The following is a 21,913-nucleotide window of genomic DNA, read 5'->3' as shown; positions in this document are numbered from 1 at the left end:
CCGATGAGCCGCGTCGTTTGTTTCGGTGAATTGCTGCTGCGCCTGGGCGCACCCGGTCGTGAACTGCTGCTGCAGACACCGCAGCTGCAGGTCCACGTGGGGGGCGCCGAGGCCAATGTAGCTGTCTCACTGGCCTGTCTCGGCCACGATGTGCAGATGGTCAGTGCGGTACCCGGCAACGCGCTGGGCCGGCATGCGGTGGCCGAGCTGCGACGGCATGGCGTGGGCGTGGCAGGTGTGCGCGAAGTCGACCACGACCGCATGGGCCTGTATTTCCTGGCCACCGGCGCACTGCAGCGCGCCAGTGAGGTGGTCTATGACCGGGCGGGTTCGGCATTCGCCAACGGTACCCTTGCCGACCATGACTGGCCGACGCTGCTGCGTGATACGCAGTGGCTGCACCTTTCCGGCGTCAGTCCGGCCCTGGGCGCCAATGTTGCAGAATCCGTATTGAGCGCTGCACGGGCCGCACGCAAGGCAGGCGTGCGTGTGTCTTTCGACGGCAACTACCGCCCTTCGCTCTGGCAGCGCTGGGGTGGCAACGCTGCCGCCATCCTGCGGGAGCTGTTCGCCGAAGCGGATATCATCTTTGCCGATCATCGCGATATCGAACTGGTGCTTGGGCTGCGCTTTGCCCAGGACGATGTAGTTGCCCGCGTTGAAGCCGCCGCAGCTGCCGCCTTCGCCAGCTTCCCGCAACTGCAGTGGCTGGCCTGTACCCAGCGCGAGGTGGTCAGCGCCGATCATCACGTACTGGGTGCGCTGCTGCTCGGGCGCGACGGCACCCGCGCACAGGCACCCTCGCGACCACTGCCCGGCATCGTTGACCGGATTGGTGGCGGCGATGCATTTGCGGCCGGCATCCTGCATGGCCTGGTGTCCGGGTTTGATGCAGAGAACACCGTCCGTTTCGGTCTGGCCGCAGGCGCATTGAAGCACTCCATTCCCGGGGACTTCAGTCCCGTGCGCGAGGCCGAGGTCTGGGCGCTGCTGGAAAGCGAGCAGTTCGACGTCCGGCGCTGATCGGACCGGTTGCCCGATTACTCTGCAGTCCGCGCCGCAGTGCCCTGATTGAGCCGAAGGTAGACGCTGCCGGTGCGGGTATCGAGCAGGAGATTGAACTGCTGCAGCGCCTCACTGCCAAGGATTCCTTCACCGCCGGAGCCATCGTCATCAAGGGTGATCGAGGCCTTGGCATCTTTCAGCTGCAGGCTTGAAATGGTCGCCACAGGCACGCGCACGTCCACCGCCCTGATCTTGCGGCCCGCGCTGCCGCTGAACTGTGATGTTCCCAACCGCTCCGGGAACGCCGCCTGCAGATCATGGGTAGCACCGAATGCATAGGCCAGATCGATGCTGCCATTGCTGCCCGTGTCCAGTGCAAGCCAGGGCATGAAGGTACGACTGCCGTTGCTGAGCGCGACCTGGATGGCCGGGGTATTGTCGATCCAGCGCACGTTGGCCCTGACATACCCGACGAGTTCGGGTAGATCGTCATGCACGCGCAGCACGCTGCGGTCGTAGTCGATCTCCAGAACCCTTCCCAGGAAGAAGGTCCAGCCCAGCACCGCATCGAAGGGTCTCCCCTGGTAGTCGATCACTACGGCCCCCATCGGTCGCCGCATGGCGCCGATCTGGACGGAGTTATGCGTGCTGTAGTCGAGAAAAGTCACTCCGTCGGAGCCGGTATTCTCGCTCTGGTCGTCAATGACCAGCTTTGCATCCTGTTGAACGTGCCTGGCAACCGCCAGCGCCGATGCGCCGGTATCGACGAGGAGGCGAAGCGGGCGCGAACCGTTGATTGCGCCTTCGACGTAGATCCGATGGTCTTTGCCCAGCTCGAAGGGGATCTCGGTGACCGCAGCGCTGGCCGTGAGCGGCCCCAGCAGGATCATCACCATGCATCGGAATGCTGCGCGGGGAATTGCATGCATTGAAAGGCTCCTTCCCAAAGCGTGGCGCAGCGGGCGCTGTGCTCATCGCGACTTGGATGCAGATGCCGATGAAAAGGTTTAACGCTCTGGTGCAATTGATTGCCGAGTCGCCAGGCCCGGATCATTTGCCCGATATCCATGCTTCCAGTGCCGCAGTGTCTCTCATGTCGCCCTCATACCGGCGATGGGGAACATGCGGTTGATTCGAACCACGCACCCGTCCCCGAAAAACCTTCATCGGCACCGAGATCCTGGCCAGCCCGCTGGGCAACCGTTCCGGCCGTACATCCATGTAAAGGCTGTCGGCCGAGGTCTCCACGCCTACCTGCTCTGCACCCAGCTGCTTCCACAGGTCCAGTGCATCCAGGCAGGCCGAGCCACAGGAGGCGTCGGCCAGCACCACCACCCTGCCGCTGCGCGTTGATCCGGCACGGACCGGCTTCGATGCCTCACCCGCCGGGATGCTGGAAGGGTCATGCCACAGCGCCTCCCCTCTCTCAGCCGCCTGCGTCATTCCCGCCGTCACGGTTTCCAGCATGCGCAGCAGCTCGGGCGATGCGTCGGGCGCCTGCTTCAACTTCTGCAGGAACCCGCGGAGCTGGGCGATGTTGGCATCGGACGTCCGCCATTCGACCCAGCTGTGGTCAGGCAGCACATCCACGGCGGTACGCCCCCAGATCAATCGTGACAGTTCAATGCTCCATTGCGAAGCACCGCCACTGTTGCCACGTACGTCGAGCACCACCAGCGGCGCCTGCTGAAGCGCTTCGGTTTTCAGCGAAAGCTGCTCAAGCAGGCCGGTCAGTTCCCTGAAGTTCTGCTCGGTCGGGTCGGCGTTGAAGCTGCTGGTAGTGATCCAGTAGCCGCCATCGGGCATCGTGTGCCAATCATTGGCCGGGCGGAAACTGCGGCGGGTGTCGGCCAGGCGCTGCTTGCGGGTTTCCAGGTCAAGCGGCTTCCACTGCAGCGCATAGGCCTTCTCATGCCCACCCGCTCCGAAAATGCAGGAGTGCAGCGTAGTCACGAACGGATTGCCCTGGTCCAGCATCACTTCGCCGCCGGTCAGGATGCGGCTGGCCTGCAGATTCCAGCGCCCGCTGAAGTCACCCACCCGGCGTGCAGCCAGTGTCTGTGCATCAATGCCATCACACGACAGCAATCGCGCGCCCAGTGGCGGATGGCCCGGGCCACCCTCCACGGTCATGACCACCTGCCTGTCGCCGTCGAAGCCGGTCAGGAAGCCGGGCCAACGTGTCGGCAGCTCGGGCGCACCGGCAAGTGCATTGAGGCTGACATGGCCATCATTGAACGCCGCCGCATAGCCCTTCATCGCCCACCAGTACCCGGCGAAACTGCCGACACGGCCCGTACGTGAGCGTGCAAGCGCCAACGCATCGTCCAGCTGTGCAACGAAACCGGGATTCTGCCGGTCAACCATGCCTGGATGACTGCCGCGCATGGCCGCGTCGGCGGCATCCAGATCCTTCATCAGTGTGGCCGACCAGTCGGTCGGTGCATCCTGCGCGCCCGGAGCGGCAAGCAGCGCACCCATCAGCAGCCCCGTGATCGTCATCGATTCAACCCTGCCCTGGATCAATCTGCAGTCTGGCAGCTTTCCGGCCTGCTATGCCGAGCCCGCCGCAACGGGCGCGGCACCCCATCAATGCAACGGCACCTTCAGTACCGAAGGTGCATTGGCCGGCGAACTGAAGGTCACCGCACCACCGAGCTGGCTGATGCCCGCATAGCGCAGATCCACCGTATCGACCACCAGGGTCAGGCGGCTGCCGGCCGGAATGTTCCAGCTGCTCGCCTCCAGGCGCAGGTCGAGCGTCTTCGGCTGGCCCGGCGTGGCACCGCGTAGCGTGTAGGGCTTGTGGCTGATCAGCTGGCCATTGCCCAGCACATCTTCCGCGTACAGGTACGCATACAGCGTGGTGTTGGCGCGGCTGGGGGTGACGGTTACGCGCACTTCGGGGGCACCATCCAGGCGCTGCGCGCTCCAGTAGATCGGCCCCTGCCAGACACCGGCGGCATTGCGTCCGACGAACGGCACGTAGGCCCCCGGTGGCAGATTGATCATCTGCAGCGCGCCAGACGCCATCACGATGCCGGAGTTGGCGGCCGTCAGCAGGCCACTGCCGATGCGATAGTTCCAGCCCGTGGTACGCCCGTTCTCTGCCAGGCCACCGGTGGGCAGCAGCAGCCCGCCCGGTGCGGTCAGTCCGTAGCTGACGGCGCCACTGTTGGTGGCCTGCCAGTCCGGATAGCGGCTCCAGCTGCCCTTCTGCGACTTCAGTTGCACCGCCGCCTGGCGCTCGATCCCATTGGGCGTGCCTTTCAGGTAGTGATCGAACCACGCCCCCACCTGGTCATAGACCTCATTGGGAATTCCCAGCGCACCGAAGGCCTCGTTGAGTGCGTGGTCGCCGTGGCGCAGCTGCAGCTGCTTGGGCCCCTTCAGGCGATTGAAGAAATCCACCAGCTGGCCCGGCGGGAACAGGCTGTCGTTGAACGCGTTGGCCAGGAAAATGGCTGGCTGGTTTGCGTTGATCTCGTCGATGCTGGCGCCGGGGCTGCGCTGCGCCGCAACCGGCAACAGCGAATCCACCGCACCCTGGTAGTTGCCGAGCAGCACGCTGCGGTTGATGGTGGCCAGCTCCGCACCTGGGCGCCCCGTGGCCAGCCCGGCCGCCACCAGCAGGGCGATGCCCTGTGCGCTGGGGGTGTCGTTGCTGTACAGCGACGCCTGCAGGTCAGCCCAACCGCTCAGGGCCGCTACCGCCTTGATCCGCGGGTCGCGCGCCGCCGCCAGCAGGCTGGTGCCGGCGCCGTAGGAGATGCCGGAGACGCCGATCCGCGCCGGATCAGCCTGGGTGTTGTCCAGCGCCCAGTCGATCAGGGCGCTGACATCTTCGACCGTGGCCGGTCCGGCAATGTCGATGGCGCCGCCCGATTCCCAGAAGCCGCGCGAACTGTAGCTGATGACCACGTAGCCACGTCGCGCCAATGACTGGGCCACGCCCACATATTCCACGCTCGGAACTGCCCAGCTGCTGGGCATCACCAGCAGCGGATAGCGGCCGCTGCCCGCGTCCTGCGGTTCGATGACGAAGGCCCCGAGAGGCGTTCCATCCCAGCTGGGAATGGTGCGGTGGGTAGTCTTGACCGTGGCCGCCCAGGCGGTGGGCGCCAGCCCTGTCAGCAGGATCAACAGCAGCAATATCTTGCGCATCGTCGTCTGTCCCCGTCGTTGGTGGTGCAACGGGTCGGACCGTACCAGTGCGAATGGTGACTGGCACCTTGCGACGCAACATGACGTTCGCGGCATGTTGCGCGCGGTTGCAGGCTGAACAGGGGGCGATACCTGCCCCCTGCCCGACCGTGCGCTTACAGATCCACGCCGAAGCCCATGCCGGCCGACTTCTCGCCGTTGCTGAAGGCACCGCCCAGGGAGAACGAGGCGCGCTCGCCGATGCGCTTGCCGTAACCGACCGACAGCGCCTGCTCACCGCCCTGGAAGCCGGCGCCGACGGCGATGCGGCCGCGCGGACTCTGCGAACCAGCGGCGTTGATGGCCATGTTCAACATCGCCGAACTCATCGCACCCATGCGGTCGATGCGCTGGTCCTGGTGGCGCAGGCGACGCTCCATCTCCTGCCGCAGGCCGTTGTTGTCCAGCGAGAACTGGGCCAGGCGCTGATCGGTGTAGGCATTGGCAGTGGTTACCGCCTGCGCGGACTTGGTATCGGTGTAGGTGTTGGCCGATGAAAGCGTGCTGGCGCTGCTGGCGTCCGTGTAGGCCTTGGAGGTGGTCACCGCAGCTGCAGCCTTCGTATCTGCGTAGCCATTGGCTGAAGAGAGCGTTGCCGCGCTGCTCGCATCGGTATACGCGTTGACCGAATTGACCGTGGCGGTGGCGCGGGCATCGGCATAGCTGTTGGCCGACGACAGCGTACTGGCGTTGGCGGTGTTCATCTGGTTGAGGTTGACCGCATCGGTGCCCTGGGTGGCGGCAGCAACGTTGGTCAACTGGCGTTCGTTGCCGGCACTGCCAACGGATACGGAATTGGCACGGTCAGCCACTGATCCATTACCGAGTGCGACGCTGTCGTTGGCGGTGGCCACCGCGCCGTTGCCAACGGCGCTGCTGTTGGCGCCGCTGGCTTCGGACAGGCTGCCCACGGCCGTGCTGTTCTCGCCGGTGGCATTGCTGCCGGCACCCGATGCCGTGGCGAACGAGCCGGTGGCGGAGCTGCCCGAGCCGCTGGCGCTGCTGAAGTCGCCGCTGGCGGTCGAACTGTCGCCGATCGCACTGCTGTTGGCACCCGTGGCCGATGCGCCTACGCCCACTGCAGCGCTCTGGTTGCCCGAGGCACTGCTGGCAGCGCCGATGGCGGTGCTTCCGGTGCCGCTGGCACTGGCACCGGTACCCACAGCGGCCGAGAGATCGCCGCTGGCATCGGCACCATTGCCGCAGGCCATCGAGGCGGCACCGCCGGCACTGGCGCCGCCGTTGGACACGCCGCCGAAACCATCGTCCAGCTGGCAGGTATCGCCGGCCCACGCCGGCGCGGTTGCCATGGCCAGCGCCACGGCAAGGATGTGCTTGTGCATCGTCTTCACGGTACCCCCAAGGTCCATCAAGGAAGGTTCCCGGCCAGCGCCGGAAACAGTTGGATCCGGGCCGGCCCCTGCGCAGGGCCGGTCCGGGTGCCCGCGTCGCCCTACGGCGTCACGGTCAACGCCACGCGTACGGCGGTCTTCGGCGTGATCGGGTCGTTGCTGCCCACGCAGACGAAGCCGGAGTAGCTGCCGGGTGCAAGCCCGGCGGCGCTGATCGATACCTGCGTGGCCTGGTTGCCACCGGCCACGATGCGGCCCAGGGCACGGGTCGGTGCGCCGATCCAGGTGGCACCGCAGGAATTGCTGCCGCCGAGGCCGAACGCCAGGCCAGGTGCACCACTGGTGGCCGACCACGCACCGCTGCCATCAGGGTTGATGATCGCGCTTCGGTAGACGTTGTCGCCGCTGGTGGCATTGAACCAGAACCAGCTGGTTGCCAGCGGCGCACGCACCGAAACCACCAACCAGTAGCGCCCTGCCGCCAGGTTCACGTTCTGTCCCGCTGCCGCCAGGTCCAGGTTGATGCTGGCAAAGCCGGACGTGCTTACACCAACACCGGTTGCCGATGAGGTGTATGACCACACCGCCAGTTGCGGGCTGGATTCCGGATTGCCTTCCGGATTGCCGGCGACATCGCGGTAGATCGACCAGTTGATGTTGGTCGAAGTGGCCAGGCTGCCACCGTTGACGAAACCATCGGCGACGATGCGCCTGATGCCGGTTGCCTCGCCGAGGGTGAAGTCATCTGCAGACAGCTGCGCGCGTGCGCCGACCGTGGCAGCGTCGGTGAAACGCGTGGAGCGGCGGCCATTGGCATTGTTCGGTGCCTGTGCGACCAGGGTGCGCGTACCCAACCCGGTGTTGTCGATCTGCCATTCCAGCGGCGAGCCTCCCGTGTTGGCGATCTGCAGGTTCAACAGGCCGTTGCCACCGGCCGGCAGGCTCAGCGTGTTCGACGGCGGCGTGGCTGCGATCTGCGGCGGCGGTACCGAAACCGCAATCGGCAAGCGCAGCAGCGGCTGACTGGTATCGCCGCCCTGCGGTGCCAGAGTCAGCCTGGCGAAGCGCCAGCTGCCATCGTTGGGTACCGATCCGGTGGTAACGATCACCCGCACCGCCTTGCTCTCGCCCGGCGCAAGGGTGAAGACCGACGGCGAGACAACGGCGGTCAAGCCCTGCACCTTCGCCGTCCAGGTCTGCCGGGTCGGCAGCACGTTGCGGAACACGCGGGTGAAGGTGCAACTGTCGGTGCAGGTGCGCTTGCCCATGCTGGCGATGTTGAGCGAAGCCACGTTGCCACCGTTGCCTGGATCGGCAGCGAAGAAGTTGGCCTTGGTTTCATTCAGCACTAACCCCGCGCGCAGCGCCTGGTCGACCTGGATACGACCGGCACCCATCGCAAACGCATCGGCCGGTGTCACGCCGTCCTCCTTCAGCACTTCCTGGCGTGCGGTCATCATCAATGCCGAACGTACTTCCTGCACGGTCCAGCCCGGACGGGCCTGGCGCAACAGGGCAGCGGCGCCGGCATGGTGCGGCGAGGCCATCGAGGTTCCGTCCATCAGGCCAACGGCATTTTCCGAACCGGTCACTTCATTGCCAGCGACCACGGCGAGCACGCGCACGCCCGGCGCAGTGACGTCTGGCTTCACCAGATCGAAGATGCCGGCGGGACCACGCGAGCTGAAATCGCCCAGTACGTCCGGCGTGTTGCTGACCTTGGTCGCCGGATAGGCGATGCCAGCGGTGGCGGTGTTGCCGACGCTGCTGGCAAAGGTCCGCAGCGCGTCGGCGTCGGCCTGATCGATGGCGAAGGCCGGAATCGAGGCCCCGGCAACGTTCGGCAGGATCGGCGTCGGCTGGTTGTTGCCGATCAGTACCGCGATCGCACCCGCGGCGGCGGCATTGTTGACCTTGTCGCTGAAGTTGCACGAGCCGCGACGGATCACCGCAATCGCACCCTGGAAGGTGCTGGCCGGGAAGGCCGTACAACCATCGTTGGCGCTGTCGATGCCGGCACTGACGCGTAGCGGCGTGGTCGCTGCAATCGGCGTACTGAACGGTACGCCACCCGAACCTTCGGTCAGCAGAATGACGCCCAGTGCGGGCGGTACGCTGCCCGGGCCACTGACCGCCGCATACAGTTCGATGTCACCACGGCCATGGGTGGCGGCGGCCGTGCTGCCGGTCCACGGTTCCAGATGGCCCATCGTGTTCGGGCCCGGACCGGAGTTGCCGGCCGAGGTCGCGACGTAGATGCCTGCGTCCGACGCGTTGAGGAACGCCAGCGACACCGCTTCACCCCACGGTGCAGTGCCGCCGGCAATGGAGTAGTTGATGACATCGACCACGCCATCGGCCAGCGCCTGGTTCACCGCCGCCAGTGTCGACGTATTCGGGCACAGGCCGCGGCCTGTGGAGATCTCGGTGTAGCAGGTGTCGTAGGCGATGATGTTGGCGCGCGGCGCAACACCGGAAATATGGATCTGGTTGCCGCGGTACGACGCCATGTGCGGATTGCCAGCCGCAGTCGATGCGGTGTGGCTGCCATGACCATTGGTATCGCCGAAACCGGGTTCCTCGCGGACATCGGCCACGCCGCACTGGTTACCCGGTGCGGCGCAGACAAAGTCGTAGCCGCCGATCAGCTTGCTGTTGCAGCGGCCCTCATCGGCGCCACCAGGCGCACAGGTGCCCAGGTAATTGCCCGCGCCCAGCGGGTTGATGTGCTCGTAGCCGTCTTCGGCGCGGGCAGTGAACGCAGGACTACCGAAATTGATACCCGAATCGATGACGCCGATGACGATGCCCTCGCCACGGAATGGCGTGGGTGAGGCGCTCCACAGTGCCGACGCGCCGATCAGGCCCGGTCCGACGTCGGTGTCCTGCTCATACTCGCGGTACTCTTCCACCAACTGCACGTCCGGCAATGCACGTACGCGCTCGGCTTCCTGCGGATTCATCTGCAGCACCGATGCATTGATCGCGTGCTGCATGCGGCGCTCCACCTTCACGCTGCGACCGAGTGCCGAGTTGATGCGCGCTTCGTGCTGGCTCTGGCGGTCAGCCAGAAACCGTACGTAGTCACGTGAGCGGGCACCCTGCACCGCGATACGGTCGGTGGCAACGCTGCCGGTGGCTGCCGCTGCGCGCGCGGCACTGGCGGAGGGACGTTTGCGTTCCGGTGCGGGAAGACCCTGGATGTCACCCTTGTAGGTGGCCAATGGCTCTTCGCGGTACACCACGATGTAGCGGTGCGAGAGCTCGCCCAGTCCGCTTCCTGGCCCGGCGGCAGCGGGCGCAGCAGGACCACCGGCGCGCGCATCCAGCGAGGGGTTGCCCGTCTTTGACGGCGTGGACGGGGCCATGCCGCCTACACTCACCGCCGCCGCAGCCAATGCCGCACCTGCGACCAGGCCTAGTGCGATCCACTTGTTTCGTTTGATCCATGCATTGCGCATCGAATACCCCTTCCATTGAAAGCCCGAGATGCACGCCGGCGTCAGCGCCGGCGCTGTGATGTCTGGTGCTTCAATTGCAGGTGCGACGCGTAGTCCCCGACGCCGTGCACCCCGCTACCCCCCGGTAGCGGAATCGACACTACCTTAAAATTTGACGTGGTGCACAGTTTTTGATGGCACGGCGATGACGCCCTTCGATACGCACTGGTATGGGTGATGCCATGAGCAGCAGTGCGGCGCTGCACCGCTGAAATGCCCTAGCACGCGCGCGTTTCATCCACGTGCCACGAAATCTGACACAGGTCCGGTGCATGCGCGCGGTCACAGCTTCGCCCTTTCGTCGTTGACCGAAAGGCGACAGCTTGTGACGCTTACGACACCGCACGGCCTCTGCGGCCCTGTCATCGCGGTTACGCCCCACGCATTCCGCACTACCCGACTCCGCAGTGTCCTCACATGACCTCGCCCCGGCACGGTCGTGGCGGACGGCTGCGCCCTGAACTTCTGCTGGAGAACCGCAATGCGCCTTGCAAGCTTCTTCTTCGTGTTCATCCTCAGCGCCTTCGCCGGCGCTGCCCAGGCCCAGGTCGTTACTCTCAACAAGGGCGGCTTCGTGCTGACCTACGACTGCAGCATCCACAGCGCAACCCGCTACGAGTACACGCTCACCGCCGACACCGGCTCCGCCGCGCGCCCTTCCAGTTTCTACAAGGACCCGGACCTGCCGGCCGGTTGCCTCGGCCAGAACAGCACTGCGTCGTATGCCAGCATCCGCAGCGGCTATGACCGCGGCCATCTGGTGACCTCCAACCACATGGACTACGACGCGACCTACATCCGACGCGCCAACTACATGACCAACATCGTCCCGCAGGTGTCCAGCTTCAACCAGGGCATCTGGGTGAAGGCCGAGAACGTGGCCGAATGCTACCGCGACATCGCGCCGGTGGATGTCTATGGCGGCGTGGTCTATGGCGATGCCTCCAATGACTACTTCCTGGCCAGCCACGGTATTCCCACGCCGGAGTTCTTCTGGAAGACCGTCATCACCCGTGACCCGAACACCGGTACCGCCAAGGCGATCAGCTGGATCATCCCCAATGAGGCCAACCTCGGCAGCCTGGACAACTATCTGGTGACCATCGCCGACCTGGAAGAGCTGCTCGGCGCCAGCTACGTGGCAATCAATGCGCCGGCTTCGCTCAAGAACATGCTGCCGGCCACCACCTGGCCGCAGCCGACGGGCTGTGATCTGGGCTGATCATCCTGTTGGAAGGACGCGGGGTGCTCGGCATGGCCACGGGTGCCCCGCTTGCGCGGCTGTGGGAAAATGACGGGTGATTGCCCCGCTGCATTGCCCCAGGAGTTGTAGATGTCCCGTTTCCCCTTCGATGCCGTGCTGTTCGACTGCGATGGCGTACTGGTTGATTCCGAGCCGCTGGTAGCCCGCGTGCTCTCGGAGATGCTGACCGAGCGCGGCTGGCCGCTGACCCCGGCGCAGGCCGGTGAGGTGTTCCTGGGCCAGTCCGTGGCCCACCTGGCCGGACTGATCGAAGAACGCACCGGCAAGCCGTTCACCGAAGAATGGCTGGAAGCATTCCGCCAGCAGCGCAACCGGGCACTGGAACGCGACCTGGTTGCAATCCAGGGTGCACCCGAGGCGGTGCGTGCGATCGCCGTCGCCACCGGCGGAAGGATTGCCTGTGCGTCCGGTGCGGACCTGCACAAGGTGAAGCTGCAACTGGGCAAGGTTGGCATCCTCGACGCCTTCGGTGCCCACGTGTTCAGCGGCCAGGACATGCCGCACACCAAACCCCATCCGGATGTCTATCTGGCCGCCGCCGCTGCGCTGGGCGTGGACCCGAAACGCTGCGCGGTGATCGAGGACACCGTTACCGGTGCAACGGCCGGTGTGGCCGCCGGCGCCACCGTGTTCGGCTTCAGCGAAGGCGGTCCGCACCACAGTACGCCGGAGGCCCTGCGTGCCGCGGGTGCGCAGGTGATCTTCCAGCGCATGGAAGACCTGCCCGCCCTGCTTGCCGCCCACGCGGTCGACGCAGTCGCCTGATCCGTTCTCAGCCCGCAGCGCCCAGCGAGGCGCTGCGGCGCTTGCCTGCGTAATGCAGGGCAAACAGATACAGGCCGGTCAACAGCTGCAGGAACAAGGGTGGCAGCGGCGCATAGGTAATCCACGCCGGTGGCTCGCCCTGCCCCATCGCGCGCGCCACGAAATTGGCGATCACCGCCAGCGTGAAAACGATCGATGTCCAGCGGTGCACAGGCCGTGCCCAGTGGCCGCGATTCATTGCTGGCGCCTCGCCTCGGAGTGCGCTTCGATCATTTTCCAGCCATTGCCGGATGGATCACGGAATCCCGCATCCACCGCACCATAGCGTTCAATAGGCTCCTGGGTGAACTCGACACCCTTCGCCTGCCATTCCACATGGCGTGCCCGGCAGTCCTCAACCGCCAGCACCAGCGGCGGCATCGCGCCCTTGGCCACCAGCTGCTGCAGCGCCAGAGCCGTGGCCGCGTCATGGGTAGGCGGACCCGGCACGAACAGACCCAGCTGGAAACCGTCCTGGCCGGGGCTGCGTATGGTAAGCCAGCGATAGCTGCCATTGCGTACGTCGGTGTGCACCTCAAAGCCAAGCGTGTCGACGTAGAACGCAAGCGCTTCGTCCTGGTCGCGCACATACAGGCCGACCGTGTTCACAGTGTTTGTCATGGGACCTCCCTCAGGTGGGATCCACGTTAGCAACCCGTTGCCGGCGGCGCTTCTCCAAAACTGCGGTATTGGCCGGCGACCGTCCCCATGAATGCGGGAATTCGTGATAGTTCTCATTTTCCAGAATTATTAAGTGCGCATTATGTGATATCAATCACTCAAAGCGTTTCAGCAGACGTGCGATAAGGGCCGCGACTCCCCACCCCGCTGCACGTCTGCACCTCCCTGGAGCGCGCCATGCAGGATGTCTCGCCGCACCAATGCAAGGTGGTATCCGAACGAAACTGGTCGCTCAGCACCTTCATGGAATTCTATGAGCGCGTGCTGAGCCCACGAATATTCCGTCCTTACGGAAAACTGCTGGCGCAGGAGATCGCTGCGGACATCCGTGCCGCACCGGGTGCCACCGACATCCTGGAGGTCGCCTGCGGAACAGGGGTAATAACGGCCAACCTGTACCAGAACCTGGCCAAGCCGCTGGGCCTCAACCTGGTCGCCACGGACCTGTCGGCGATCGCGGTGGACGTGGCCCGGAACGTATTGAGCGCCGAACTTCAACATGACGTCCCACTGCTTTCCGACGTCGACATGGCCGAGCTGCCCTTCGCGGACAACAGCTTCGACATCATCGTGTGTGGTTTCGGCTTGATGTTCCCTCCCGACAAGGCCCGGGTTGCCCGCGAGTTCAGGCGCGTACTTCGCCCAGGAGGCAGGGTCTACGCTACGGCGTTCCACTACAACCAGTTGTTTGAACTTGCACGCCAGCAGTCGCAGAGGCACTTCGGCATGCCATCGCGACTGATGGATGCGGCCCTGAGCCTGACCGATCCGTCCCCCATCACGCGCGCCTTCGCGATCGAGGGGCTGGACCGCAGCGACGGCGAATGCGCCGCTCTGCGCCCGCTCGCCTTCTCGCTTGGCGAAGCTGATGCCCGCGAGTTCCTCTTCAACGCGTGCATCCTGCTGGAGGAGTTCAATCAGTGCGATACCCCCAGCCGGGAACGCTACCTCGATGCGATGATGGAGGCGATCCATGTACAGGTCCCCGACCAGTGCTATCGGGTGGAGGCCTGGCTGATACGCGGTAGGGTGGATCCGACGGGCGTGGCCCTGCCAACGGTCATTCCGCCCGTTGATTTCCGGCCCTTGCTCGAGTTCCGCAACCTCTCGCGCCTGACGACGTCGCCGTGCCCCACGGGCTCGCAAGCTCCATCCTGCGCGCAGGCCGCGGCGGCCTTCCACGATGCCAAGGTGCAGTTCCTCGCCGACCATCCCGCTTATCCCGAGCACCAGGTCGAGGCAATGCGCCAGCAGGAGTACGCGCGGCTAGATGAGCAACAAGTGACCTACCTGGATCATGTGGGCGGAACGCTGCCACCTGACAGCCTGCTTGAGCAGGACTACCAGGCGCTCAAGAAGACCATTCTCGGTAATCCGCACAGTGGATCGAAGGCGTCCCATGCTGCCTACCAGAAGGCCTGCGATGAGATCTACGCCTTCTTCGGATGCACGTCGGAGGAGTACGAGATCATCTTTACCGCCAATGCCAGCAGTGCGATCCGGCTGGTGGCCGAATCATTCCCCTTCCAGCAGGGTTCGCAGCTACTGCTGACCAAGGACAACCACACATCGGTGCATGGCTTGCGCGAGTACGCCACCTCGAAGGGGGCGATGGTGAAGTACATCCCCCTGGACGATGACCTGCTGCTGCATGACGGGCTGATGGAGCGTGCGTTGCAACGGCTCCAGCGCGGTGCGCCGCACCTGCTGGCATTCCCGGCGCAGTCCAATGCGACCGGCGTCCGCCACGATCTGGCGTGGATCGGGAAGGCCCAGCAGCAGGGCGCGTGGGTGCTGTGTGATGCGGCTGCCTGGGTTCCGCAATCACGGCTGGACTGCACGATCCATCGTCCCGACTTTGTCGTAGCGTCCTTCTACAAGATCTTCGGCTACCCCACCGGCGCAGGTTGCCTGCTTGCCCGGCGGGCCGCCCTCGGCATGCTAAAGCCACCCTCCTTCGCGGGCGGAGGCGTCTGCTACTACTCGGGACCGTGGTCGCCCACTGACCGCCTGCTCTACCGCGACGCCGGCCAGCGTTTCGAAGTGGGCACGCCCAACTATGCGGCCTTCCCGGCGATCGCCAGAGGCTTCGAGTTCATCGCCGAGATGGGCGGCGTAGAAGCGCTGGCCCAGCGCTCAAGCGCCCTGGCGGCGTGGACAGACGCGCGATTGTCATCACTTCGCCACCGCATCAAGGGTGACCTGCCGCTGTGCCGGATCTATGGGCCGCCTCCCGCGCTCAAGGGCGCAACACTAATGCTGAACTTCTTCGACTGCTATGGCTCGATCATGCCGCACGCACGCATCAAGCGCGCCGCAGAGCGTTTCGGCATAACCCTGCGCAACGGCTGTTTCTGCAACCTCGGTGCCGTGCAGCAGGCGACCTACGCGACGGCAGGCGCCGAACACTGCGAGCTGGACAAGACCGGGAAGATCCTCGACTGCAAGACCTTCGACGAGAAAATCCTCGAGAAGGGAGATTGCGGTGCGGTCAGGATTTCATTCGGGCTCGGATCCAATTTCGCCGACGCCTACCGCTTCTGCCTGTTCGCCAGCTGCCTGCTGGATACTGATGTCTCCTGGTTGGAGGACCCGGCAGAGGAGACGCCAGCGGCAAAGGCGGACCTGCTGATGGCCGGCACAGTGCCAGCCTGATGCTCTGCGAGGGCACTCCCGCAGGCGCATCGCGGGAGGTCGCTCACGCGGGCCCTTCGCCGGCAACTTCGGCACGACGGCGCTTTTCCAGCACCGCGATGTTCAGGTCCGGGCGCTGCGCGGCACGTGCGTGGCATTCCGGCACAGTGGCGGGTATCGATTGGCCGGCGCGCTCGCGCTCCCGCACATTGCCCGGACTATCGCCGGTGATGTCACGGAAGATGCGGCCGAACGTACCCAGGCTGGACCAGCCGGTCCGGGCGGCGATCTCGGTCACCGGCAGATTGGTGTCGCGCAGCAGGGCCACCGCCCGTTCGATCCGGCGGCTGAGCAGGTAGCGGTGTGGCGGCAGCCCGAAGGCCTGCTTGAACGAGCGCGCGAAGTGCGCCGGCGATACCGCACTGACCTCGGCCAGGCGCGCGACCGACCACTCTTCGTGGCTGGCGCGGTCCATCCGATCCTTGGCACGCAGCAGGCGTCGCAGTAGTTCGGGGCTCTGATTCATTTCACACGCACGCCTGCGAAGCGGGTTCCGGGTGCCCAGCCTGTGCTGCCACCCTCGCCACGTCAATCGACCGGCTCAGCGCTGCGCAGGCAGTTCCAGCCGGTGCTTGCGGCACAGCCGATACACCGTGACCCGCGAGATCTGCATCTGCCGCGCGCACTCGGAGACGTTGTAGCCGGTCTGGCGCAGGGTCTGCAGCAGCACATCGCGCTCGGCCTGGCCGCGTGCGTCGTGCAGCATTGCACCCGGCAAGCTCGGGGCCGGTGCGCCCAGTTCCAGATCGCGCTCGCTGATCAGCTCGCCCTCGGCCATGATCGCCGCCCGCTGCACGCGATTGAGCAGTTCGCGTACGTTGCCGGGCCAGTCGAAGCGCCGCAGGGCCTGCAACGCTGCCGGGGCGAAGCCACGTGCGCGCACCGCATGGCGCAGGCGGAAGCAGCGCAGGAAGTGCTCGGCCAACAGCTGCACGTCGCCTCCGCGCTCGCGCAGCGGCGGCATCGGCAGCCGCAACACGTTGAGCCGGTAGTAAAGATCACTGCGGAACCGCCCCTGCGCCACCGCCTGCTCCAGCTCGACATGGGTCGCGGCAAGCACCCGCACATCGGCGCGCAGGGGCTGGCTGCTGCCGACACGCTCGAAGGTGCCCTCCTGCAGCACCCGCAGCAGGCTGGTCTGTGCTTCGGCGGGCAGGTCGCCCACCTCATCGAGGAAGACGGTGCCACCATGGGCCGACTCGAACACGCCAATCTGGCGCTTGTCGGCACCGGTGAAGGAACCGCGCTCGTGCCCGAACAGTTCCGATTGCACCAGGTTGGCCGGGATCGCACCGCAGTTGACCGCAATGAACCGCTTGCCGGCGCGACCTGACAGCGCGTGCAGTGCATGCGCTGCCAGCTCCTTGCCGGTGCCGGTCTCGCCGGTGACCAGCACCGGCAACTCCACCGGTGCGAACTTGTGCAGGACGGTACGCACCGCGTGCAGTGCCGGGCTCTCGCCGATCAGTGCACGTGGCGTGCTGCCATTGCACGCTTCATCCGGCGGCGGGTCGTCAGCATCGAACTGCTGGCGCATTGCGCTGACCATGTCCTGCAACCCGAACGGCAACGTAAAACGTGCCAGGCAGCGCTGCAGCAACGGCAACCACGCGGGCGGAACGGCACCTGGACTCGGCGGCATTACCGCCAGCCAGGGCAGGTGCTGATGTTGCTCGATCCAGGGCAGCAGCAGTTGCAGCGCGGCTGCATCCAGGTGCCGTAGATCAAGCACGGCGAGCAGACGATCGCGTCCGCGCAGGCCGATCGCCATGGCCGGATCAGGATGGATGCTGCGCACATACCAGCCTGCCGCAGCCAGCGCACTGCGCTCGCTGGCCGACGGCTCACCAAACCACAGCACGCAACGTGATGTAGAAGCTTCCGGGACCGCTGCCATGCTTCCCCCAGCATCCGGACACCGTCGGCGGACTGTCAGCCAATCACCGGCGTGCCACCCTCCGCCGAGACCTCTACGGCCACCGCGGCGGCCTTTGTTAGGCGGATCCTAGCGCTTCGCTAAACGGCAGCGCAATGAGCGCCGCGTCAAGGAATGCTCGGCTGAAGCCGTACCGTTGCAGTCCGCACCGACACCTGTAACAACAATGCGACAGTCCACCGGGCGCCTTGCCCTGCGGCGCTTGGCACGGCGCAATCGCAGCATTTCTTCGACGTGCCTGTAACACCCTGGCAGCAGCGAAGCCTGGCACCGGGTCCACCCCGTGTTGCCTGGTGGGCGTTCTGCAGTTGGCACGGTTGATGCGTGGTTCCGCCGCACCCATCGCGGGAGATCGGCATGGACGGTGTCACCCCAGTTCTTCGCAGACTCGCCCCTTCAGTTGCCGTCCTGCTGTTGCTGCTGCCGGGAGTTGCGGCAGCATCGGGCGCCCGCCAAGGGGTGAAGCCGCAACCGGGCGAAATCGTCCTGTTGCGCGACGTATCGGCACGTCCGGCCTATCGCATGGCGCCACCGGGGATGGCGTTGATTGCCGACCCGAAGCCGCAGCGCGAGATTGCCGCAGCGCTCGGCAGCGGTGGCTCCTCGCCTGGCATGGACGAACTCAGCGACGACGACTATGCCGGGATGGGTGCAGGCCACACGGTCATGGTCGCGGCGCCTGGCGGCACAACGGTAGAGCGCGTGACCCAACAGGCCCTGGGCGGCACCCTGGGGCGAGGCGGCGATGGCATGGTCGGCAGCAGCCTGGGCGGTGCCATGAGCGGCCCGCTGGGCGCGGTCGGCAGCAGTACCCGCGGTATCGCCGATACCGTGCGCGGCGCACTGGCCCAGTTCCCGCTGCAGGGCACTGCCCCGGCAGGTGGAAAATGAAACGCCTGCGCTGGCTGCTGCTGTTGCTCGGCGCGACGCCGCTGGGCGCACTGGCCGATGACTACAGCGGCATGCTCGCCTACCTCGACGTCGCCCGCATCGACGGCAACGCACTGGCCAGCGCCAGCGGTGCCATCGCCGTGAACCAGGCCGCCGGCGACCTCAACCTGCAGGCCAATCTGCGCGGCATTGCCCACGGCGGACTCGCCGACGTAGCCATCAGCGCCCAGCAGCTGCAGCGCGGCAACCGGGTGCTGTCGGCGCCGATGGAGGCGTCCGCGCTCATCGGCGGCAACGCGTTGGCCGGTGCCAGCGGCATCGCTTCGATCAACCAGGCCAGCGGCATCGCCAACACGACGCTCAACGTCGTCAGCGCGACGTTGGCTCGACAGGGCATACGCGAATCCGACGACACGGCCCTGGCCGCCGAAGGTTCCGCGTTGGCAGGGGGGCGGGACGACGCCGGTCGCGGCGTTGCGACGGGGACCCGCAGCGCCGGTGTAGCCAGCACCGCACTGCGGGGATTCGACGGGGTCCTGCAACTCAATCAGATCGCGGGCAGCGGCAACGAGACAGCCAACGTGCTTGGCCTGGTCGTGCAGGACCGCCCGTGACAACCACCCAACCGATGCACCACCTGATGAGAGAGAGGGCACCATGAAAGCGACCGTCAAACAGACCATGCTCGCCATGGCGATTGCCACTGCCTCGACCGCCGCTGCGGCCAATGGCTGGGACAACCAGAACGCCAATGCGAACATCAACCACAACCACACCGTCAGCGAAACCCGCAACGACACCCACAACCATACCGACAACGACGTACGCAACCGCACCGTCAACGTCAATGTGCAGAAGCACAGCAACATCCAGGCCGACGAACGCAAGGAAAAGAACAACCACGGCGTCGACGTGAACCTGGAGAAGGACCTGCGCCTGAGCACCGACATCAACTTCTCCGGTGACCCGAACATCACCGGCGACATCGATCTAGACTCCGCCGCCATCGCGGTGATCGACAACCGGCAGTCGATCAGCAACAACGCCACCAGCAACAGCCTGGTCACCAATAGTGCCTCCATCGGCGACAGTGTCGGTGCCGGCGCTTCGGGCAACCTCGGCTTCAACGTGGTGTCCGGCGACAACAACGCCCAGGACAACGCCGCGTCGCTGTCCGCGGCCGATGCATCCTTCAGCTTCGGCATGGCCGATGCCGAAGTGTTCGTGAACCAGGCCGGTTTCGGCAACGCCACCATGAACTCCGGCGTCACCAACGCCGCGGGCCTCGGCGGCAACGCCTTCGGTGGTGCTTCGGGCAACATCGGCGTGAACATCGCCTCGGGCAACAACAACGAGCAGAAGAACGCGCTCGCGGCCTCGGTGGCGACCACCGCTGTGGCGCAGTCGAGCATCAGCTCCAACCAGGTCTCCACCGGCAACACGGTCAGCAACGCCGGCTTCGTGCAGTCCTACACGGACACCGTGCAGGTCGGCATGCGTGGCGGCGTCAGCGGCCTGACCCTGGCCTATGGCGCGGGCACCTACCGCGGCACCGGCAACGCCTACCAGATGGCCAACTACTACCTGGATACGTGGAATGGCGAGCTGCCGCACCCGGGTGGCAACAGCACCGGCCACATCGACCTGGACAACGAGATCCAGAACGCCACGATGAACCCCAACCGGCCGGGGGTGGGCGGCCTGGGCTTCGATACGCGTGAGAGCGGTACCAGCCAGTTCGTCGAACTGGGCGTGGCCGATCTGTACGCCAGCCTCAGCGGCACGGTCAGCACCACGCGCTGGGTGAACGTCAACGCGACCAACACCTCGGCGTTGTCCGGCAGTGCCTTCTCTGGCGCCTCCGGCAACATCGGCGTGAACGTGGCGGCGGGCACCGGCAACCTGCAGGCCAACAGCCTGGCCCTGGCTGTCGCCCAGCCCAGCACCGGCGGCGGTGGTGGCAGCGGCGAGTAAGCGCAACACCCCGGCCGTCCGCCAATGGCCGGGTTCCCGGGAGCCCCTGTTCCTCCTCCCCCTTGGGACAGGGGCTCCCCCCTGCTGCCGGAGAACGTGATGATCCGTTGCCGCCTCTCGATGCGCCTGCTGGCGATGCTGTTGCTGCTGGGTACGGCCTCCGCGTGGGCGGGCGAGGTGCGCTTCAGCGGCGTACTGCCCAATGGCGCGTTGCTGCAGCAGAAGGTGGAGAGCATGCAGGAGCGGCGCTACCGCAACGTGGTGCGCCAGCACACCGATTACAGCTGCGGGGCTGCCGCACTGGCCACCATCCTGCGCCACGCCTACCACCTGGATACCGACGAGGCGACGGTGATCGAGGGGATGATGGGGGTCTCCGATCCCGCACTGGTGGCCGAGCGCGGTTTTTCGCTGCTCGACATCAAGCGCTACGTGGAATCGCTGGGCATGCGCGGCCGCGGCTACCGTATCGACGAATCCCGTCTGCGCACCTTGCGCGTCCCCGGCCTGGTGCTGATGGACGTGCGCGGCTTCCGCCATTTCGTGGTGCTCAAGCAGGTCCGCAACGGCATCGTCGAGGTGGCCGACCCGATCCTTGGCAACCGCAGCCTGGCGCTGCCTGAATTCCTTGCGGCCTGGCCATCACGCGCAGTGTTCGTGGTGATCGGCAGCGACTTCGACCGCAACACCGCCCTGCTGCAACCCAGCGAACGGCCCAGTGCGCGCGCGCTGTATGCGCGGCAGGGGCCCATCACCGATGCCGAACTGGTCGACTTCGGCTTCAGCCATGCCGACCTGTTCTGAAGGAGGTTCGACCATGTTCCGTCAACCGCTGATGATGGCCCTGCTGCTGGCCTTCCCTGCCCTGTCCCTGCAGGCGGCAGAGGGCACGCCCGGTCGCGGCCTGAAGGAAATTCCGGACCCGGAACTGAGCCTGATGCGAGGCCGCTACACCGTGGGCGGCAACAACGTGGCCTGGTTCGGGGTGACCATGGTTTCGCAGTGGCAGGCCGGCAACGGCGCCACCCTGCAGGGCGCATTGACCCTGGCCATGGACTTCCGCGGCGGCGGTGCGCCGAAGCTGAGCTTCCAGCCCAGCGTGCATGTGACCGCTGCTGATGCGCCACTGCCGGACACCCGCGGCCGCAGCATCGACAGCAGCGGCCTGGCCAACGCCAGCGGCCTGGTGCAGAGCGTACAGGTGGCCGGCGATGGCAACGTCGCTCGCAATGTCACCACGCTGAGCGTGCGTGATGGCGAGGTGCCTTCTGCAGCGAGCGAGGGTGCGCGTTCGGTCAGCGCGCAGCAGTCCGGCGCAACCGCGACCGCGGTGCTCGATGGCAACCAGGCCCGCCTGCTCCTGCAGGTGGATGGCCAGGGCCTGGTGCAACAGTGGATCCGCAATGGCAGCGTCGGCCAGGGCATTGCCCTGGCCGGTGATGGCCAGATCGCCAGCAACCAACTGCGGCTGGAGCTGGTTCGCAACACCGTGGGCGGCAACCTGCCGTTGAGCCAGAACGTGGCCCAGGCGATTGCGTTGAACCGCGGCATGGGGCCGGGCCAGTAGCGCGGCGCGGCATTGGGGGAAGCGCTTCACAACGCAGGACAC

17 protein-coding genes and 2 pseudogenes are annotated in these 21,913 nt (G+C 65.9%); 9 read left to right on the top strand and 10 right to left on the bottom strand.

Translation table 11 applies throughout. The annotated features are described in order from the left end of the window. Positions 1-3 precede the first annotated feature (3 nt). Positions 4-1,023, top strand: a complete 1,020-nt coding sequence (locus V9K93_RS09175) for a sugar kinase (protein WP_337302420.1) — start codon at positions 4-6, stop codon at positions 1,021-1,023. Positions 1,024-1,040: 17 nt separating this feature from the next. On the opposite strand, the gene V9K93_RS09170 is transcribed toward V9K93_RS09175, so the two are convergent. The 6 genes and pseudogenes from V9K93_RS09170 to V9K93_RS09150 form a co-directional block, all read right to left on the bottom strand. Next, positions 1,041-1,901, bottom strand: a complete 861-nt coding sequence (locus V9K93_RS09170) for a retropepsin-like aspartic protease (RefSeq protein WP_238378251.1) — start codon at positions 1,899-1,901, stop codon at positions 1,041-1,043. Between the two features lie 154 nt (positions 1,902-2,055). Beyond that, complete coding sequence (locus tag V9K93_RS09165) at positions 2,056-3,507, bottom strand: S41 family peptidase (protein WP_337302419.1); 1,452 nt, start codon at positions 3,505-3,507, stop codon at positions 2,056-2,058. A gap of 87 nt (positions 3,508-3,594) precedes the next feature. Beyond that, a complete protein-coding gene (locus V9K93_RS09160; RefSeq protein WP_136637997.1) occupies positions 3,595-5,169 on the bottom strand; it encodes a S15 peptidase family protein in 1,575 nt (524 codons plus the stop codon). A 155-nt stretch (positions 5,170-5,324) separates the two neighbouring features. Next, a pseudogene (locus tag V9K93_RS20805) lies at positions 5,325-5,564 on the bottom strand (YadA-like family protein); the annotation flags it as partial. Positions 5,565-5,993: 429 nt separating this feature from the next. After that, positions 5,994-6,419, bottom strand: a pseudogene (locus tag V9K93_RS20800) (YadA-like family protein); the annotation flags it as partial. A 242-nt stretch (positions 6,420-6,661) separates the two neighbouring features. Next, entirely contained in the window at positions 6,662-10,021 is a 3,360-nt protein-coding gene (locus tag V9K93_RS09150) for a S8 family serine peptidase (protein ID WP_337302418.1), read from the bottom strand. Positions 10,022-10,541: 520 nt separating this feature from the next. Between V9K93_RS09150 and V9K93_RS09145 the strand changes: the two genes are divergently transcribed. Both V9K93_RS09145 and V9K93_RS09140 read left to right on the top strand, forming a co-directional pair. After that, positions 10,542-11,282, top strand: a complete 741-nt coding sequence (locus V9K93_RS09145) for a DNA/RNA non-specific endonuclease (RefSeq protein WP_136637995.1) — start codon at positions 10,542-10,544, stop codon at positions 11,280-11,282. A gap of 111 nt (positions 11,283-11,393) precedes the next feature. Beyond that, positions 11,394-12,089: an HAD family hydrolase gene (locus V9K93_RS09140; protein ID WP_046985571.1), complete on the top strand. Its 696-nt coding sequence runs from the start codon at positions 11,394-11,396 to the stop codon at positions 12,087-12,089. A 7-nt stretch (positions 12,090-12,096) separates the two neighbouring features. Here V9K93_RS09140 and V9K93_RS09135 read toward each other — a convergent pair whose 3' ends face one another. Both V9K93_RS09135 and V9K93_RS09130 read right to left on the bottom strand, forming a co-directional pair. Beyond that, positions 12,097-12,327: a hypothetical protein gene (locus V9K93_RS09135; RefSeq protein ID WP_046985572.1), complete on the bottom strand. Its 231-nt coding sequence runs from the start codon at positions 12,325-12,327 to the stop codon at positions 12,097-12,099. Beyond that, positions 12,324-12,749: a VOC family protein gene (locus V9K93_RS09130; RefSeq protein ID WP_046985573.1), complete on the bottom strand. Its 426-nt coding sequence runs from the start codon at positions 12,747-12,749 to the stop codon at positions 12,324-12,326. The genes V9K93_RS09135 and V9K93_RS09130 overlap by 4 nt, the downstream gene beginning before the upstream one ends. Positions 12,750-12,986: 237 nt before the next feature. Between V9K93_RS09130 and V9K93_RS09125 the strand changes: the two genes are divergently transcribed. Beyond that, the gene (locus V9K93_RS09125; protein WP_295380650.1) at positions 12,987-15,464 is read left to right on the top strand and encodes an aminotransferase class V-fold PLP-dependent enzyme; all 2,478 of its coding nucleotides are present in this window, start codon (positions 12,987-12,989) and stop codon (positions 15,462-15,464) included. Positions 15,465-15,507: 43 nt separating this feature from the next. Here V9K93_RS09125 and V9K93_RS09120 read toward each other — a convergent pair whose 3' ends face one another. After that, positions 15,508-15,969, bottom strand: a complete 462-nt coding sequence (locus tag V9K93_RS09120; protein ID WP_046985575.1) for a helix-turn-helix domain-containing protein — start codon at positions 15,967-15,969, stop codon at positions 15,508-15,510. Positions 15,970-16,044: 75 nt separating this feature from the next. Further along, entirely contained in the window at positions 16,045-17,400 is a 1,356-nt protein-coding gene (locus tag V9K93_RS09115) for a sigma-54 interaction domain-containing protein (protein ID WP_136637986.1), read from the bottom strand. Between the two features lie 396 nt (positions 17,401-17,796). Here V9K93_RS09115 and V9K93_RS09110 point away from each other — a divergent pair, with 396 nt between their 5' ends. The 5 genes from V9K93_RS09110 (at position 17,797) to V9K93_RS09090 (ending at position 21,871) form a co-directional block, all read left to right on the top strand. Next, positions 17,797-18,330, top strand: coding sequence for a FapA family amyloid fibril periplasmic chaperone (locus tag V9K93_RS09110; protein ID WP_308517361.1), 534 nt, complete (start codon positions 17,797-17,799; stop codon positions 18,328-18,330). Next, entirely contained in the window at positions 18,327-18,944 is a 618-nt protein-coding gene (locus tag V9K93_RS09105) for a FapB/FapC family functional amyloid domain-containing protein (RefSeq protein WP_046985578.1), read from the top strand. The genes V9K93_RS09110 and V9K93_RS09105 overlap by 4 nt, the downstream gene beginning before the upstream one ends. A gap of 43 nt (positions 18,945-18,987) precedes the next feature. After that, positions 18,988-20,304 (top strand): FapB/FapC family functional amyloid domain-containing protein, encoded by a 1,317-nt coding sequence (locus V9K93_RS09100; protein WP_012511147.1) that lies wholly within the window; start codon positions 18,988-18,990, stop codon positions 20,302-20,304. Positions 20,305-20,403: 99 nt separating this feature from the next. Next, the gene (locus V9K93_RS09095) at positions 20,404-21,108 is read left to right on the top strand and encodes a C39 family peptidase (RefSeq protein WP_046985579.1); all 705 of its coding nucleotides are present in this window, start codon (positions 20,404-20,406) and stop codon (positions 21,106-21,108) included. Between the two features lie 13 nt (positions 21,109-21,121). Continuing rightward, positions 21,122-21,871, top strand: coding sequence for a hypothetical protein (locus V9K93_RS09090; RefSeq protein ID WP_136637982.1), 750 nt, complete (start codon positions 21,122-21,124; stop codon positions 21,869-21,871). The last annotated feature ends 42 nt before the right edge of the window (positions 21,872-21,913 follow it).

It is taken from the genome of Stenotrophomonas sp. CCNWLW162 (genome assembly GCF_037203745.1).
Lineage (GTDB): Bacteria > Pseudomonadota > Gammaproteobacteria > Xanthomonadales > Xanthomonadaceae > Stenotrophomonas > Stenotrophomonas maltophilia_AQ.
The sequence above is the reverse complement of the archived record's forward strand: the minus strand, read 5'-3'. Positions and strand labels throughout refer to the sequence as shown.